General features: G+C 70.7%; 12 protein-coding genes. 4 read left to right on the forward strand and 8 right to left on the reverse strand.

From position 1 onward, the window contains the following. Nucleotides 1-28: 28 nt before the first annotated feature. Together LOK44_RS25490 and LOK44_RS25495 are read right to left on the reverse strand one after the other, a co-directional pair. On the reverse strand, nt 29-1,501 hold the full coding sequence (locus LOK44_RS25490; RefSeq protein WP_237572884.1) for an aldehyde dehydrogenase: 1,473 nt from the start codon (nt 1,499-1,501) through the stop codon (nt 29-31). A gap of 55 nt (nt 1,502-1,556) precedes the next feature. Then, nucleotides 1,557-2,321, reverse strand: a complete 765-nt coding sequence (locus tag LOK44_RS25495) for a class I SAM-dependent methyltransferase (protein WP_237572885.1) — start codon at nt 2,319-2,321, stop codon at nt 1,557-1,559. A 130-nt stretch (nt 2,322-2,451) separates the two neighbouring features. On the opposite strand from LOK44_RS25495, the gene LOK44_RS25500 reads away from it, so the two are divergent. Continuing rightward, nucleotides 2,452-3,651 carry a glycosyltransferase family 4 protein gene (locus tag LOK44_RS25500; RefSeq protein WP_237572886.1) on the forward strand — a complete coding sequence of 400 codons (1,200 nt, stop codon included), beginning with the start codon at nt 2,452-2,454 and terminating at the stop codon, nt 3,649-3,651. A gap of 74 nt (nt 3,652-3,725) precedes the next feature. Here the strand turns inward: LOK44_RS25500 and LOK44_RS25505 are convergent, their stop codons facing one another. Continuing rightward, on the reverse strand, nt 3,726-5,363 hold the full coding sequence (locus LOK44_RS25505; RefSeq protein WP_504928334.1) for an MmpA family trehalose lipid delivery protein: 1,638 nt from the start codon (nt 5,361-5,363) through the stop codon (nt 3,726-3,728). 26 nt (nt 5,364-5,389) lie between these two features. Beyond that, nucleotides 5,390-6,601 carry a cell envelope lipid trafficking protein PgfA gene (gene pgfA, locus LOK44_RS25510; protein ID WP_237572887.1) on the reverse strand — a complete coding sequence of 404 codons (1,212 nt, stop codon included), beginning with the start codon at nt 6,599-6,601 and terminating at the stop codon, nt 5,390-5,392. Between the two features lie 179 nt (nt 6,602-6,780). Between pgfA and LOK44_RS25515 the strand changes: the two genes are divergently transcribed. Next, complete coding sequence (locus LOK44_RS25515) at nt 6,781-7,890, forward strand: acyltransferase family protein (protein ID WP_237573003.1); 1,110 nt, start codon at nt 6,781-6,783, stop codon at nt 7,888-7,890. A gap of 10 nt (nt 7,891-7,900) precedes the next feature. On the opposite strand, the gene LOK44_RS25520 is transcribed toward LOK44_RS25515, so the two are convergent. Next, complete coding sequence (locus LOK44_RS25520; protein WP_237572888.1) at nt 7,901-8,896, reverse strand: phosphotriesterase family protein; 996 nt, start codon at nt 8,894-8,896, stop codon at nt 7,901-7,903. 83 nt (nt 8,897-8,979) lie between these two features. Between LOK44_RS25520 and LOK44_RS25525 the strand changes: the two genes are divergently transcribed. Beyond that, entirely contained in the window at nt 8,980-9,408 is a 429-nt protein-coding gene (locus LOK44_RS25525) for a PPOX class F420-dependent oxidoreductase (RefSeq protein WP_237572889.1), read from the forward strand. Here LOK44_RS25525 and LOK44_RS25530 read toward each other — a convergent pair. Together LOK44_RS25530 and LOK44_RS25535 are read right to left on the reverse strand one after the other, a co-directional pair. After that, nucleotides 9,380-13,576 (reverse strand): alpha-(1->3)-arabinofuranosyltransferase, encoded by a 4,197-nt coding sequence (locus LOK44_RS25530; RefSeq protein ID WP_237573004.1) that lies wholly within the window; start codon nt 13,574-13,576, stop codon nt 9,380-9,382. The genes LOK44_RS25525 and LOK44_RS25530 overlap by 29 nt on opposite strands. Before the next feature lie 22 nt (nt 13,577-13,598). Next, the gene (locus tag LOK44_RS25535) at nt 13,599-13,772 is read right to left on the reverse strand and encodes a DUF2613 domain-containing protein (protein WP_070353730.1); all 174 of its coding nucleotides are present in this window, start codon (nt 13,770-13,772) and stop codon (nt 13,599-13,601) included. Between the two features lie 39 nt (nt 13,773-13,811). Between LOK44_RS25535 and LOK44_RS25540 the strand changes: the two genes are divergently transcribed. Continuing rightward, nucleotides 13,812-15,035 carry a glycoside hydrolase family 3 N-terminal domain-containing protein gene (locus LOK44_RS25540; protein ID WP_237572890.1) on the forward strand — a complete coding sequence of 408 codons (1,224 nt, stop codon included), beginning with the start codon at nt 13,812-13,814 and terminating at the stop codon, nt 15,033-15,035. Here LOK44_RS25540 and LOK44_RS25545 read toward each other — a convergent pair whose 3' ends face one another. Further along, on the reverse strand, nt 15,036-16,493 hold the full coding sequence (locus tag LOK44_RS25545) for an aminotransferase class I/II-fold pyridoxal phosphate-dependent enzyme (RefSeq protein WP_237572891.1): 1,458 nt from the start codon (nt 16,491-16,493) through the stop codon (nt 15,036-15,038).

Below are 16,493 nucleotides of genomic sequence, written 5' to 3' on the forward strand. Positions count from 1 at the left end.
ACCGACGTTCGGCGCAGGTGGTGCGGGGCTACTCCGGGGTGTAGCCGAACGGCAGCAGAATGCTCTTCTGCTCGCAGTAGGACTCGATGCCCTCCCAGCCGTTCTCACGGCCGATGCCCGAGTTCTTGTAGCCACCGAACGGCGCGCCGGGATCGAACGCGTACATGTTGACCGCGTAAGTGCCCGTGCGGATCTTCGACGCGATCTTCATCGCCTTGTCGTTGTCGGTGGTGTAGACGCTGCCCGCCAGCCCGTAGACCGAGTCGTTGGCGATGCGGATCGCGTCCTCCTCGGTGTCGTAGGGGATCACCGCGAGGACGGGCCCGAAGATCTCCTCCTGGGCGATGACCATCGAGTTGTCGACGTCGGCGAACACCGTCGGCTGCACGAACCAGCCGTCGTCGAGGCCCTCGGGACGGCCGCCGCCGGTGACGATGCGGGCGCCCTCGTCGACGCCCTTCTTGATGTAGCCCTCGACGCGCTCGCGCTGCTTCTCCGAGATCAGCGGGCCGATCATCGCGCCTGCGTCGTCGGACCGCCCGACGGGCATCGCGGCGACCGCGGCGGACAGCTTCTCGACGACCTCGTCGTAGCGCGACCGCGGCGCGAGGATGCGGGTCTGACCCACACAGGCCTGACCGGTGTTCATCAGGCCCGAGAACACCAGCATCGGCAGCGTGGAGTCCAGGTCGGCGTCCTCGAGGATGATCGCCGCGGACTTGCCGCCCAGTTCCAGCGTGCAGGCCTTGAGGTTCTCGGCGGCGATCTTCGCGATCTCCTTGCCGACCGCGCTGCTGCCGGTGAACGTGTACTTGTCCAGTTCGGGGTTCGACGTCAGCGCCCGCCCGGTCTCCGGGCCACCCGGCACGATCGACAGCACGCCCTCGGGCAGGCCCGCCTCGGCGAACATCTCGGCCATCGCGAACACCGACAGGGGTGTCTCCGACGCCGGCTTGAGCACGATGGTGCAGCCGGCCAGCAGTGCAGGTCCGAGCTTGTTGGCGGCCAGGAAGAACGGCACGTTCCACGCGGTGACCGCGCCGACGACGCCGATCGGCTCGCGCACGACCATCGTCTGGCCGTAGACGCCGTCGCGGATGTCGCGCCAGGTGAACTTGTCGGCCGCACCGGCGTAGTGCTGGAACGCCGACATCGCGGCGCCGTACTGCATCATGTCGACGATCGTCGGCGGCTGGCCGGTCTCGGCGCCGAGCAGGAACTTCAGCTCGTCGGCGCGCTCCTCCATGATCTTCACCGCGGCGCCGAGCACGTCGGCCCGCTCCTGCGGTGACATCTGCGGCCACGGGCCCTCGTCGAATGCCTTGCGAGCCGCGGCGCACGCGGCGTTGACGTCGGCCTCGGCGGCCAGCGGCACCTTGCCGACCAACTCGCCCGTCGCCGGGGAGTGCACCTCGATGACGTCGGTCGTGGACGGCTCGACCCACTTGCCGCCGATGAACAGCTTGTCCCACTCGGTTCTGAACGCCGTGCTCTGTGTCATGTGTGTCACAGTACCGACCGGATCGCGAAACGAGAACCTGTTGCAGTTCAGTGATTCAGGACGGCTGCAACACCAGCACCAGGTTGCTCACCGCGAACTCCCGCAGGACCGGCACGCAGACCATCCACCACGCCCATCGCGGGTGGTAGCGGGGAAAAGCCGCCACCAGTGCGCCCGTGCTCGCCGCCCACTCCAGGCCGTCGGCCGCCGACACCTCGAACAACGACGATCCGTAGTCGTTCTTGGGTCGGTGGCCGTGCCTGCGGGTGTACCGCTCGGCCGCTCGCGCCCCGCCGAGGTAGTGCGTCAGCCCCATCTCGTGGCCGCCGAACGGGCCCAGCCACACCGTGTACGACAGCACTGCCAGCCCACCGGGCCGCGTCACCCGCAGCATCTCGGCGCCGAGCCGCCATGGGTCGCGGACGTGTTCGGCGACGTTCGAGGACAGGCAGACGTCGACGCTGTCGTCGGCGAACGGCAGCGCGGTGCCCGACGCGCGGACGAACGTGCCCGCCCCGGGTTCGCCCGCCGGGCCCGCGTGCATCTCCGACGGATCGGGCTCCACGCCGACGTAGCGCATCCCGGCGCGGGTGAACGCGTCGGCGAAGTACCCGGGTCCACCGCCCACGTCGAGGACGGTCCGGCCCTCTGGCTGCTCGCCGTGCACGCCGGTCCAGAGGCCCTCGACGAGCGCGACGGTGTCGTCGGCCAGCGCGCCGTAGAACCGTGCCGGGTCGGACTGCTCGAAGCGGAACTCGCCCAGCAGGCGCACCGAGCGTCGCAGCGTCGCCTGGCGCGCGATCACGTCAAGAGCCGACACCCGGACGAGACTAGGCCGACGCCGCTCCCGAACTCCCGCCGAACGTCGGTTACCGCCACGCTCGAAGCCGATCTTGCGTGACACAACTCGACGATCGAGTGCGGTTAGCCAGCGACTATCCTGGCAGCCAATGTCCGCGTCCAGTCCATCCCCCGGGTCGCTTCGCTGCTGCCCGCCGAACCCGCTCCGCTCCGTGCTGCTCCTGTGCTGGCGCGACGTCGGACACCCCCAGGGCGGCGGCAGCGAGACCTACCTGCAGCGGATCGGCGCACAGCTGGCCGCTTCCGGGGTCGACGTCACCCTTCGCACGGCCCGGTATCGCGGTGCGCCCAGGCACGAGGTGGTCGACGGCGTCACCGTAGACCGGGTGGGCGGGCCCTACACCGTCTACGTCTTCGCCATGTTCGCGATGATCGCCGCACGCCTCGGGTTCGGACCGCTGCGTCACGTCCGGCCCGACGTGGTGATCGACACCCAGAACGGCATCCCGTTCCTGGCCCGGCTGGTGTTCGGCCGCCGCGCCGTGGTCCTAGTCCACCACTGCCACCGCGAGCAGTGGCCGGTGGCGGGTCCGGTCTTGAGTCGGATCGGCTGGTTCGTCGAGTCGAGGCTGTCTCCCCGGGTGCACCGCGGGAGTCAGTACGTGACGGTGTCGCTGCCCTCGGCCCGCGACCTCACCGACCTCGGCGTCGATCACGCCGCGGTCGCCGTGGTGCGCAACGGCGTCGACCTGGCGCCCGCCGACACCCTGACCGCGCCCCGGTCGGCCACGCCCACCGTCGCAGTCCTGTCCCGGCTGGTGCCGCACAAGCAGATCGAGGACGTGCTCGACGCCGTCGCGCGACTGCTCCCAACCGTTCCGGATCTCAGGCTCGAGGTGCTCGGGGGTGGCTGGTGGGACGACAAGCTCGTCGCGCACGCCGACCGCCTCGGCATCACCGGCGCGGTGACGTTCCACGGTCACGTCGAGGAGCGGACCAAACACGAGGTGCTGCAGCGCTGCTGGGTGCACGTTCTGCCGTCGCGCAAGGAGGGCTGGGCGCTCGCGGTCATCGAGGCCGCGCAGCACGCGGTGCCGACGGTGGGCTACCGGTCGTCCGGCGGGCTGACCGACTCGATCGTCGACGGTGTGACGGGCGTGCTGGTCGACGACCTCGACGATCTCGTCGCGCGCCTCGATCAGCTGCTCGGCGATCACGTCCAGCGTGAGCAGCTCGGTCTGAAGGCGCAGGTGCGCAGCGGCGAGTTCTCCTGGCGGCTCAGCGCCGATGCCATGCGCACCGTGCTCGACGAGGTCGTCGCAGGACGCAGGGTCAGCGGGCTGGTCTAGCAGCGCGGCTCGCCGAGACTGCCGTCATGGTCGTCTTTCGGGCGGATCAACGACCGTGGCTGCAGTCTCGACGATTACGGAGTCACGCGTTTCCGCCGCAGCGCCGTCACCCCGGCACCGAGCGCCGCGGCGACGATCGCGCCCGCCCACACCAAATGCGCGCCGATCAGGAGGCCCCGGTGCGCCGCAGGCGGCTGGTCGCCGCCGACCCGGTAGAGCGTGAGGTCGTCATCGCGGTGCACGACCGGCAGGTCCAGCGCCGGGGCGGGTCCCTCGACCACCACCCACCCGACGCCTGCCTGCCGAAGCGTTGCGGCATCGGCGCCGTCGAGCAGCAGTCGCTGTACCTGGCGGGCCCGTTTCCCCTCGCCGGGGATGGTCTGCCCGCCGATCACCAGGTCGCCGGTGCTCAGCACGTCGGCCGACACCCACCGCGGCAGCGGGTCGAGGACCGGGGCGGCGCCCGACCACGGGAACACCCGCATGCTGTCCGGCGGCAGTACGGCGACGGGCCGCGGGTCGGCGTTGATCGCCGCGGCCACGGTCTGCCAGGCGGCGGGGTAGCGCACGGCGGTCATCTTCCCGCCGACGCCCCAGGCCAGGTCGGGGAGCACGGCCAGCAGCGCCGCGCAGCACACGGCCGCAGTCGCGACCGCCGGGATCCGGTCGCGCAGCGTCACCACCGCCGCCCCGGCCGCGAGCGCGTACCCGGGCACCGCGAGCGCCACCCACTTCTGCCCGTCGCGCAGCACGCCGAGGCCGGGGACGGCCCGCATGATCGACTCGACCGCGGCCAGGCCGGGTCCCGTCGCCATCAGAGCGGGGCCGACGACGGCGACGACCGCGAGCACCAGCAGCGGCACGGCGGCGGGACGGCGGATCAGGACGGGCACGCCGACCGCCACCACTGCCAGCAGCGTCACGGTGGCCACCACCGCGAACGCCGTCGTCCGCGAGTCCGGTACCGCGTCGCCGTTCCAGATGCCGCCCAGCCCCGCGAGACTCACCAGCGTGCCGAGGCCGGGTTCGGCACGCGCCGCGAATGCCTGTACCCCCACCGCCGGTGACGACGCCAGCGAGCCGCCTGCGGTCGAGGCGACGAGCCACGGCAGAGCGCCCAGCACCGCGGCGCCCAGCGCGACACCCGCGCACGCCAAGCGCGGCCTGCCCGTGCCCGGCGCCGCGCAGCACACCAGCGCGACCGTCGCGGCCAGCATCAGCCCGGTCGGCGTCAGCCCGGCCACCGCGGTGGAGCCGATCAGCGGCCACCAGCTGCCGTCGCCACTGCGCAGGCGCAGCACCGCGACCGCCACCCAGGGCAGACACCCGTACCCGACGAGCAGACTCCAATGCCCCTGCAGCAGCCGCTCGGCGACGTAGGGATTCCAGATGGCGAGCGTCGACGCGACGAACTGGCCGGGCAAACCGGCGTCGGGCAGCACGGTCGCGACCAGGCGTGCCGACCCCCAGCCGGCGAGCCACAGCCCGGCGAGCAGCAGCGCCTCGACCACCATGCCACCGTCGACGACAGATGACAGCACCGCGACCGCGAAGTCCTGCGGCAGGGCCCGCGGGGCGGCCTCGGACAGGCCGAGTGCGGCGTCGGTGAGGTAGGAGCGCGGCGTCGACACGGCGTCGCGCAGCAGCAGGTAACCAGGGGCCAGGAGCGGCCCCATCACCAGCAGTGACAGTGCCAGCGACCAGGCCGGCACAGCCCAGCGTCGGAAGGAGCGGGCGATCAGACCGGTCGGTCCGGCGGCAAATCGGACGGCCGCTGCGTTGGCAGCTTCTCCGTCTTCGCCTCAGCCGCGGGCATGGGCCCGGAGTCGTCGGCCGAGCGTCTGCCGAAGAAACCGTGGTCGGCTTCGTCGAGACCTGGGTCGATCAGGGCGGACTCGGCCCGCAGCGTGAACGCGCCGAGCAGCGCGCCACCGACCAGGGCGAGCAGCCCCAGTGCGGTGAAGGTGATCGGCAGGATGCGGCCCCACAGTCCGACGGTGTCGCCTTCGGCGCGGGCGCTGGCCACCTGAGACTCGACGGTTTCCTCGTCGGAGGTCAGGTTGTAGTCGACGAACGTGACCTCGGGCTTGAGCGGGTCACGTGCGTAGTAGTGGTAGCCGTGCTCCTCGGTCTTGACGATGGTGCCGGACACCGGGTCCACCCAGAACGTGCGCTGAGCGGCGTAGAAGCGGTCCATCGTGATCGGATCGGCCGGATCGTCGGCGGGCAGGCCCCACAGTTCGGCGCGCGCCGTGACCTGGCTGTCCTCGTCGTTGTCGTAGAGCGACGCGTACTTGATCGGGTCGACGAGATTGTCGTCGCCGTCGTAGCCGACGTTCTGCGTGAACCGGTAGGTGTTGAGGCCGTTGACGTCCTCTTCACCCTCGTAGTTCGCGTCGTACGCCTTCTGCGCGATCGGATCGAAGAACGGGTACGTCTTCTTCTCGGTGTCGAACGGGAAGCGGTAGGACAGCCCCTCGTGCGGCAGCGCGACGTTGGTCGGAGGCGACTCGTCCTCGATGCTGCGCGGCTTCTGCACGGCGCCGCCGGGATTGGTGTCGCTGGACACCGCGAGCGCCGTCTTGCGGTCGAGCGTGACCGTGTCGACCATCGCCAGCATCAGTCCGTTGTCCTGCTGCTTGTCGGTGCGACGCAGCGTGTCGCCGACCTGGAGCGTGACGACGTCGGCGTTCGCGGGTGCCTCGACGCTGATCTCCTGCTGCATGACCAGCGGAACGTCCCGGTCGACGACGAACTTCTCGGCCACCAGCGAGGAGGGATCGAAGGCGGTGCCCGTGCCCTCACCCACCAGTGTCGTGTCGATGTCGAGGGGGATCTTCGAGATCTTGCCCTTGGTGTAGGTAGACAGCAGCAGCGCGGCGATCAGAAGGGCAGCCCCAATGCCCATCAGCCCGCACGCCGCAAACCGTAGCGCCACAGTGCGGTTCAAACCGTGCTCCTTATCCTACGGGCGAGCACTGTGCTCGACAGCCCTAAGGCAAACTCGTTCGACCCTAACAGGGTCGACTGGGGCCGGGCCCTACTAGCAGGCCTTCGGGCACACTGGGCGCCGTGACCGAGAGTAAAGGGGCGAGCGATCGGCTCGGCTTCCTGCCCGCCGTCGAGGGGATGCGCGCGTGCGCGGCCATCGGCGTCGTCATCACCCACGTCGCGTTCCAGACCGGGTACACCTCAGGCGTGACGGGCCGGGTGCTCGGCCGGTTCGATCTGGCCGTCGCCGTCTTCTTCGCACTGTCGGGATTCCTGCTGTGGCGCGGTCACGCCGCTGCCGCCCGCGGGCTGCGGCAGCGCCCGCCGACGGGCCACTACCTGCGCTCGCGCATCGTGCGCATCATGCCGGGCTACCTGGTCGCCGTCGTGGTGATCCTGTCCCTACTGCCCGAGGTGAAGGCCGACCTCACCGTCTGGCTCGCCAACCTGACCCTCACGCAGATCTACGTGCCGCTGACGTTGACCGCCGGCCTGACCCAGATGTGGAGCCTGTCGGTCGAGGTCAGCTTCTACCTGGTGCTGCCGCTGCTCGCGCTGTTCGCTCGGCGGCTGCCGGTGCGTGCCCGGGTTCCGGTGATCGCGGCCGTCGCCGTGGCGAGCCTGGCGTGGGGTCTCATCCCGTTCGACGCTCCGTTCGGCGTCAATCCGCTGAACTGGCCACCGGCGTTCTTCTCCTGGTTCGCCGCGGGGATGCTGATCGCCGAGTGGACCGTCAGCCCCGTCGGGTTGGCGCACCGGCTGGCCAGGCGGCGGTGGCTCATGGCGGTCGTCGCGGTAGTCGCGTTCGCCATCGCGGCGTCGCCGATCGCGGGGCCCGAGGGCCTGACGCCGGGCACGGTCGGTCAGTTCGTGGTGAAGACCGCGATGGGCGCACTCGTCGCCGGTGCGCTGCTGGCACCCCTGGTACTCGACGGCCCCCACGCCACGCACCGGTGGCTTGGCAGCGCGCCGATGGTGACGCTCGGCCGCTGGTCCTACGGCCTGTTCGTCTGGCACCTCGCCGCTCTGGCGATGGTGTTCCCCGTCATCGGGCAGTTCGCGTTCAGCGGCAACATGCCGGTCGTGCTGGCGTTGACGCTGGTGTTCGGCTTCGCGATCGCCGCGGTGAGCTACGCCCTGGTGGAGTCGCCGTGCAGGCAGGCGCTGCGGCGCTGGGAGCGACGCCACGATCCGTCGCCGCTGGACAGCTCGATCACCGACGCTCCGGAGCCCGCCCGGGCGGTGTGAGCGCGGTGAGTCAGTAACCGCCCTGCATGCTGAAGATCCGGCGCGGGTTGTCGACGAGCATCGTGGTGATCTGCTCGTCGGTGACACCGAGTTGCTCGAGCGCGGGGATGACGTCGTCGTGAATGTGTAGGTAGTGCCAATTGGGCAGTGCCACCGGCAGAGTCGCCTCGGGTAGCGCGTCGAAGTAGCAGGACGCGTCGTGCGAGAGCACCATCTTGTCGGCGTGGCCCCGCTCGCACATGGTCGCGACGGTCCGCACGCGTTCCTCCGTGGACAGGAACGCGTCCACGCCGAACCGGTCCATCCCGATGTAGGAACCGGCGGCGACGAGTTCCTCGAGGTAACCGATGTCGGTGGTGTCACCGCAGTGCCCGATCACCACGCGGGAGAGGTCGACGCCCTCCTCGGCGAAAACGCGCTGCTGGTCGAGGCCGCGCCGGGATGAGGCGTGGGTGTGCGTGGAGATCGGCACGCCCGTCTGGCGGTGTGCCTGCGCGACGGCCCGCAGGACCCGTTCGACGCCGGGCGTCAGGCCGGGTTCGTCGGTGGCGCACTTGAGGATCGCCGCCTTCATGCGTGGTGCCTCGTCCGGGCCGGTCGCAACGCCGACCTCGATGTCGCGGACGAACATCTCGGTCATGAGCTCCGGGCCGCCCAGTGGGGCACCCGGCCCGCGGTAGTGGAAGTACATGGGCACGTCGTCGAACGTGTACAGGCCCGTGGCCACCACGATGTTGAGGTCGGTCTGCGCCGCGATGCGCGCGATTCGGGGCAGGTAGCGGCCCAGGCCGATCACGGTGAGGTCGACGATCGTGTCGACGCCGCGGGCCTTGAGTTCGCGCAAGCGCGTGACGGCGTCGGCCTCGCGGGTGGCTTCGTCGCCGAAGCCCTCCGGGTAGTTCAGCGTGATCTCGGTGGTCATGATGAAGACGTGCTCGTGCATGAGCGTGACGCCCAGGTCGGCTGTCTCGATCGCACCGGCCGCGGTGTTCACCAGTGAGCGCATCCATGACTCCCTCGACCAGGGGGATGCTACGTGGGATCCTGTCGGACCTGGGCGGTTTGGGACGACGCGGGCATGATGGCGGCATGGCATCCGAATCCCTGACCACCGACGTCGTCGCCTTCCTGTCATCGGGCACTCGCACCGGCAAGCTCGGCTACCTGGCCAAGGACGGACGGCCACTCGTCGCGCCGATCTGGTTCGTCGTCGACGGGGAGCAGCTGGTCTTCAACACCGGGCGGGATACCGCGAAAGGCCGTGCGTTGGCGCGTGATCCGCGGGTGGTGCTGGTGGTCGACGACGAGCATCCGCCGTTCTCCTTCGTGCAGGTTCAGGGCACCGCCTCGATCAGTGACGACGACCCCGACCTATTGCCGATCGCCACCCGGATCGCGGCGCGCTACATGGGACCCGAGCGCGCCGAGGAATTCGGCAGGCGCAACGCAGTACCCGGCGAGTTGGTCGTGCGCATCACGCCGACGAAGGTCATCGCTGCGTTCGACGTGGCCGACTGACCGGGTCGGTGGCAGGCCACACCGCGGAGGCCGCGAGCATCGCCACCGAGACGAGCGCCAGCAGTTGCACGCCCCAGAAGTGCCCGACGTAGCCGTCGACCGAGCGCCACGGGTTTTGGCTGAGCACTGCGCCGGCCAGGATCAGCCCACCCGACGTCACCACCATCGCGGTGCGATCGAGTGCGGTGGGCCGATGTCGTAGCAGGTGCCGCACGCCGATGCAGGCGGCCATCGCCACCAGGCCCACCCAACCCGACACGATCCCGCCGAGCGCCAGGGCCGCAGCTCCTGCGGCGACGGGCGGGACCCGCCACGGCTGGGCGGCCACCTCGTCGGGACGTGGTCTGCGGGTCGGCCACAGCGCCAACAGCGCGAGCAGCGGCAGCAGTGCCAGGCCGCCGAAGAGGCCGGTTCGGTAGAGCGTGTTAGACGCGAAGTCCAGTGTCACCGAACCGGTTACACCTCCCGGCACCAGCCAGCCCTGCTGCCATCCGTTCACCGTCACGGGTCGCAGCACGGTTCCGTCCTGGTCTCGGGCGACCCAGCCGGGGTTGACGCTCTCGGGTACCACCAGCACCCGGTTGGCTGGTGCGGCAGCGATCTCGACGACTCGGCGGTCATTGGTCCACTCGCCGGTCTCGGCTCTGGTGGTCGGCGCGGGCTGGACGTCGCGCTCGGCCGGGGTCGTCAACTGCACGCCGTCGACGAAGAAGGCACTGCCGGGGCTGACCAACAGTTCCTGCTGCCCGGCGGGGAGCGCGATGGGGGCGCGCAGGCACGGTGTCGCGGCGATCGGGTTGCCGTCGAGGAGGTCGCCGACGGTGGTGTCGACCGACGTCTGGACGAACAGGCCCGCCAGCCCGATGATCGGGCCCCTACCGCAGGGCAGCGTGACCGCGCGGTCCCGGTTGGTGGCGGCGTCCGCGGCCGCGATCGCCGTGCCGCGACGGTCCAGTGCCGTGACCTCGGCGAGGCCGGGCGGCTTGACCTGGTCGAAACCCAGTGACGTGCGGTCGATTACGTCCGACCAGTCCAGGATCGACACCTTGACCAGGTCAGTGGTGCGAGGGTGCAGCCGTACGGTCTGCGCGCCACCCTGCGGATCCAGCGACCGGACCTGCGGGCCGTCGCCGAGGTCGATGGCCACCAGCGTCGGGTGTGCAGGCAGCGCCGACGAGCTGGGTGCCAGACGCAGCGCGGCCACCTCGGTCGGCTGCGGCAGGCGGATCTCGAGGTTGGCGCCGGTGCGGTGCTGCACGACGCGCTGCGGCGCGGTCCAGGAGGTGCGCAGATCGCCGTCGGTGGCGGCATAGGACGAGCCGAGCACATCGATCGGATCGGCCTCACCGTCGGCCCGCGTCGTGCCCGGCTGCCTGATCAGGTCGGCGAGGTTCGGGCCCTGACGGGCGCGCACCCACACCGTCGGCGTCACGGTCGTCGGGGTGGGCACCGCAAGCGTGCGGCTGAGGTTGACCGGTTCCTCGGGTGCCAGTGCCATGGCCGCAGCGCACAGCACGCCGTCGGGACCGTCGGCGCAGCCCGGCCGGCCGAGCAGCTCGGAGCCCAGATCCCATTGCGCGACGGCCGATCCCGGTGGCGGTGCGGGAACCTCCACGGTGCGGCGCAGGTTCACCGGCTGGGCGAAGCCGTTCGCGTCGAACTGCGTGATCGAGAAGTCGGTGATGCCGAACTGGACTCCGGCCGAGCCGTCGTCGGTGCCGATCGCGGTGAACCGCACCCACGGCGTCTCGCCATATGGCAGCGCGACGCTGACCGGTTTGCCAGGCTCGTCGAAGCGAATAGTGCTGGTGCCGTTGGCCGTCGACACCTCGATGCGCCGCACCTGCGCCCCCACGGCCGTCGCGCTCGGCGTGATGGTGACGGTCGCGTTGGCGATGGGACGGTCGAAGTCGACCTGGAGCCACTGACCCAGCGCAGCCTGCAGCGAATTGGACACCCAACTGGTCGACGAATCGCCGTCGATGGCGGCGGCAGGGCCGGTCGCGGGCGCCACGTACGGCAGGGCCGTCGAGTCGGCGGAGGAACTGGACACGGTGAGCCGGCCGCCCGGCCACGAGCCGTACACGGTGTCGGTTCCCGGTGCCGGATAGTCCATCACGCGGTTGAACGTGCGCCGCGGATCGTCGGGGGCACGGATGGCCGACGAGTGGTCGTCGACGCGACCGTAGTCGGTCTCGCGCGCCGCAGGTGTGTCGCTGACGACGACGACCGGTGCGGACAGTCCGGCGCGCTCGGCGTCCGCCGTCAGCAGCATCGGACCAAGGGGCTTCTCGCCCAACAACCTTCGACGTTCGTCGAGGCGTAGCAGCGCCTCGGGTGCCCCGTCGACGCGGGCCATGGCGTCGGCGTCGACCAGGTACGGCCGCGTCGGCACCGACCCGTCGACGCGGTAGATCTCGACGGCCGGGTACGGCGGCCGCAGTCCGCTGTCGCTGATGAACCCCTCCAGCGTGCCCGGTCCGATCAGCTCGCCGAACTCGGCGACCCTCGTCAAGCCGGGCGACCCGTCGATGGCGCGGTGTACCAGCAGCGGTCGCGCCGACCGCGACCCGTCGGGGTCGAGATCGTTGCGGACCACCACGTACGAGATGCCCTGGCGTGCCAGTGTTTCCGCCAGACCGGCAGACGGCCGTCCCGCGGCGAACAGGCGTTGCACCGAGTCCAGCGCACGGATCGTCTGCGGCGGGGTCAGCGGGATGGAATCGCGCACCCCCCATGGGCTGGCGCCGAGGACCTGAAGTGGTTCGTCGTGACTGTTGCCCCACACCTGCGTCGCGAACGGCGCTCCCGGTGCGACCAGGACGCGGCCCGGGTCGGGGAAGTTGTTGGCGTCCAGCCACGCTGCCGCCTCGTGCCAGTACCCGGGGATCGCGGTGAAACCGCCCGCCGGTGACAGCCGGCCGGTCCACGCCAGCGAGCTGCCCGCGGTCAGCGCGACCAGCACGACGACGCCGACGGCCACCCGCTTGTCGCGTTCAGGGTGGGTGAACGCCGCTACCCACTCACTGCGTGGAGCGCTGCCCGGCAGCGGTATCCGGCCGAGGAGGTGGGCGATGCCGAGGGCGATCGGCAACCGGAGCAGCGGCTCGAGTTTGTGCACGTTGCGCAGCGGCGTTCCCGAGGCGTCGAGGAATGCCTGCACCTGCTGGGCGATGGGCGAACCGAGGCCGCCGGAGTAGCCGGCCGCGAGCAGAACCAGGCCGGTGAACAGCATGACCAACAGGCGGCCGCGGGCGGGCATCGACCGCATCGCCAGGCCCGCCAGACCCGCGGCGGCCACCAGCGTGGTCGCCAGGACCGCCACCGAGCCCGTCACCAGCGACGAGCCTGCGGTGGCGTTCGGCGCGACGAATGGCGTCCAGCTGTAGGTGCCGCGCAGCACCTCCGTGAGCGACAGCCACTGCGTCGTCACCCCGGAGGACTCGATGAAGTCGAGGAACGGCGGACTGACCCGGCCCAGCACGAACAGCGCGACTACCCACCACGCCACGGCAAGGACGGTGCACAGCGCCCACCAGCCGGTGAACCGCCACCACAGCCGGTTGGGTCGGTGCGCGGCCCACCAGATCAGCGCGGCGAGGCAGCCGGTGAGCGTCGCGACGGCGTTGACCGCACCCATCAGCGCGACGGCGCCCGCGGACCGCGCGGCCAGCTGCCGCACCCGTGGGTCACCGCGCAGCGCGAGGATCACCGGCAGCAGCACCCACGGCGCCAGCATCATCGGCAGCGTCTCCGACGAGATCGCGCCGATCGTGGTCAGCACCCGCGGTGACAGCGTGAACGCCGCGGCGGCGATCACGCGCGAGCCTCGGCTGCCGATGCCCAGTGCCTCCGCGACCCGCAGTACCCCCCAGAACCCCACGACGAGGAGCAGCGCCCACCACAGCCGCTGCGTCACCCAGCCGGGCAGGCCGACGACGTCACCGGCGAGGAAGAAGGCACCGTGTGGGAAGAGGTAGCCGTATGCCTGATTCTGCGTCTGCCCGAACGGCAGGTCGCCGTTCCACAGGTGGGCGGCGCGCGCGAGGAAGCGCAGCGGGTTCGCGGTGAGGTCGAGTTTGGTGTCGGGCGCGATCTGCCCGGGGGATTGGGCGAAGCTCAGGATCAGCGCGACGGCGCTGACCAGCCACAACCAGCGCCGAGAAATGGAGGTGTCCCCGTGTGCTGCGCTACGTACGGTCGCCGTACTCGACCCTGTTGAGCACCGACGACGCCGGATCGCCCGCCTGAACGGGGGGCTTGCTGTCCTCTTGGACCATCAGCGTCACGCCGAAGATTGCGGCCGCGCCGAGGAGCAGGCCAACGACGATGCTGGCTGCCGCAGGCAAGACGAACCGATCCACTGGGCCAAACTAGCACGGCGCCCGTTAGCCTCGATGACCATGGCTGCAACCCTCCGAACGCCGACCGGACGATCCCGTGCCCTCTGCGCCGTGCTGGCCGCATCGGCTCTGACCTTGGCTTGCACCCCGGGATCGGCAGTGTCGGAGCCCAGACCGGAAAACCCTGCCGCCGACGCTCCGGTGTCCGCCCTGACGCCGACGCCGGTGTCGACCTCCACCACGCTGCCCCCAACGCCGGGTGCGCCTGCCTGCGGTTCCGGCGACGCGCTGCTGGCGTCGATGTCGACCCGGGACAAGCTCGCGCAGTTGCTGATGGTCGGGGTGACCGGGGCGGCTGACGCCACGGCCGTCGTCGATCAGCACCACGTCGGCGGCATCATGATCGGTAGCTGGACCGACCTGTCGATGCTGAACGACGGCACGATCCCCGCCTTGGCGGGCACCTCCGCTCCGCTACCGCCCGCGGTCAGCGTGGACGAGGAGGGCGGCCGGGTGTCCCGGCTGAAGTCGATCATCGGCGTGCAGCCCTCACCGCGGGTGCTCGCGCAGAGCAATACCCCCGCCCAGGTGCGCGACATCGCATTCGCGCGCGGGCAGGCGATGCGCGGGCTCGGCATCACGGTCGACTTCGCGCCGGTCGTCGACGTCACGACCGAGTCGGACGACGAGGTCATCGGCGATCGCTCGTTCGGCTCCGACCCCGCCCAGGTGACCGAGTACGCCGGCGCCTACGCCCAGGGCCTGCGCGACGCGGGCGTGCTGCCCGTGCTCAAGCACTTCCCGGGCCACGGCAGCGCATCGGGCGACTCGCACGTCGGCGGCGTCGTCACGCCGTCCATCGGCGACCTGCAGACCAGTGACCTGATTCCGTACCGGACGTTGACCACGCAGGCGCCTGTCGGCGTCATGGTCGGCCACATGCAGGTGCCCGGGCTGACCGGCAGCGACCCCGCGAGCCTGAGCCCCGCGGCGTACGCCCTGCTGCGCTCGGGCGGGTACGGCGGACCGCCGTTCAACGGCATCGTCTACACCGACGACCTGTCGAGCATGGGCGCCATCAACCAGCGCTACGGCGTGGCCGAGGCGGTGCTGCGCTCACTGCAGGCCGGTGCGGACGTCGCACTGTGGATCACCACCGGTGAGGTGCCCGCCGTGCTCGACCGGCTCGAGAGCGCCGTCAACGCCGGTGAACTCGACATGAGTCGCATCGACGGCTCGGTGCTCCGGATCTCGGGCACCAAGGGCCCGTCACCGCGTTGCTGACTAGCGGACCACCTTCACGACGCCCAGTGAGGGGTCCGAGGCACTGATCGGGTTGCCTGCGGTGCGTAGCGCCTCCAGCAGCCCGATGACGTCGGCGTCGAGGCGCTCGCCGGGCATCACCAGCGGAATGCCGGGCGGATAGGGCGTGATGGCCTCGGCGGCCACCCGCCCATGCGCCCGTCCCAGCGGCACCGTCGCGTCGGCGGCGAAGAACGCCTCGCGCGGGGTGAGCGCCACCGTCGGCCGCACGGACAGCAGGCCGGCGAGCAGGCCGGCGTCCGCGCCCTCGGGCCGCGTGCCGACGTCGGACGCGATGCTCGAGAGGCCGGCCACCAGCCGGTCCATGTCGGCGTCGGTGTTGCCGATCGTCGTGATGCACAGAAGATGCCCGGCACCGCTCAACTCGGGTTGCACGCCGTAATCCCGGTTGAGACGGGTCAGCACCTCGCGGGCGTCGGCCGCCAATCCCGCCGTGCCGATCAGCAGCTTCGTCTCGTCGAGTTGATGCAAGCCGGTGCCGGGACCCGTCAGGTGCTCCCGGCGCAGCACGGTCAGACCCGGTATGGCAGCGATCTTCTCGGCGGTGCGACGGGCCCGATCGAGCGTCCGGTCTAGCAGGGCGTGCCCGTCGCGCATCATCTCGCGACGGGCGAGGTCGATCGACGCCATGATCGCGAAGTGCGGGCTGGTGGTTTGGACGAGCTGCAGTGCCCGCCGCACCGTCGCGGGATCGAGTTGACCGGGGTCGACGTGCAGCACCGCGGCCTGGCTCAGGCCCGACAGGATCTTGTGCACCGACTGCACCGTCGCTGCGGCACCGGCTCGTTCGCCGGGCATCGGTAGGTCGGGGTGGAACGCGAAGTGCGGGGAGTGGGCGCCGTCGACGAGCAGTCCGGCGTCGTGCCTGCGGCAGGCGTCCGCCAGCGCGGCGATGTCACCGGTGGTGCCGTAGTACGTCGGATGCAACACCCACAGGGCGGCGGCACCGCTGTCGGCGAAGGCGCGTTCGACCACCGCGGTGTCCAGACCGTGCGCGACGCCGAACCGCTCGTCCCACCGGGGTTCCAACCAGACCGGCCGGGCGCCGACCTGCACCAGGCCCGCGAGCACGGACTTGTGGGCGTTGCGGGCCACCAACACCGGCTCGTCGGGTCGCAGGGCCGAAAGGGCAACGGCCACATTGCCGGTCGTCGACCCCTGCACCAGGATGAAGCTATGCCCCACGCCCCAGGCGTCCGCGATCAGCCGCTCCGCGTCGAGGATCGGACCCTCGGGACAGTGCAGGGTGTCCGTGTCGGGCAGGTTGTTCAGGTCGATCGCCGCGATGTTGTCGCGGAACCACGGGTCCAGTGTCCTGCCGCCCTTGTGGCCGGGGCTGTAGAACGGCGCCTGCTCCCGTTCGACGAAGCGCCGCAGGGAATCGAACAGCGGTGCGGCGTCGTGCCGTTCGGGGTGCAT

Origin of the sequence: Mycolicibacterium lacusdiani (assembly GCF_021916785.1) — a bacterium.
Classification (GTDB): domain Bacteria; phylum Actinomycetota; class Actinomycetes; order Mycobacteriales; family Mycobacteriaceae; genus Mycobacterium; species Mycobacterium lacusdiani.

Excerpts from the sequence above, each read along its gene's own strand:
- LOK44_RS25490 (WP_237572884.1), bottom strand. The coding sequence starts at position 1,501 with ATGACACAGAGCACGGCGTTCAGAACCGAGTGGGACAAGCTGTTCATC.
- LOK44_RS25500 (WP_237572886.1), top strand. The coding sequence starts at position 2,452 with ATGTCCGCGTCCAGTCCATCCCCCGGGTCGCTTCGCTGCTGCCCGCCG.
- LOK44_RS25515 (WP_237573003.1), top strand. The coding sequence starts at position 6,781 with ATGCGCGCGTGCGCGGCCATCGGCGTCGTCATCACCCACGTCGCGTTC.
- LOK44_RS25520 (WP_237572888.1), bottom strand. The coding sequence starts at position 8,896 with ATGCGCTCACTGGTGAACACCGCGGCCGGTGCGATCGAGACAGCCGAC.
- LOK44_RS25525 (WP_237572889.1), top strand. The coding sequence starts at position 8,980 with ATGGCATCCGAATCCCTGACCACCGACGTCGTCGCCTTCCTGTCATCG.
- LOK44_RS25540 (WP_237572890.1), top strand. The coding sequence starts at position 13,812 with ATGGCTGCAACCCTCCGAACGCCGACCGGACGATCCCGTGCCCTCTGC.
- LOK44_RS25545 (WP_237572891.1), bottom strand. The coding sequence starts at position 16,493 with ATGCACCCCGAACGGCACGACGCCGCACCGCTGTTCGATTCCCTGCGG.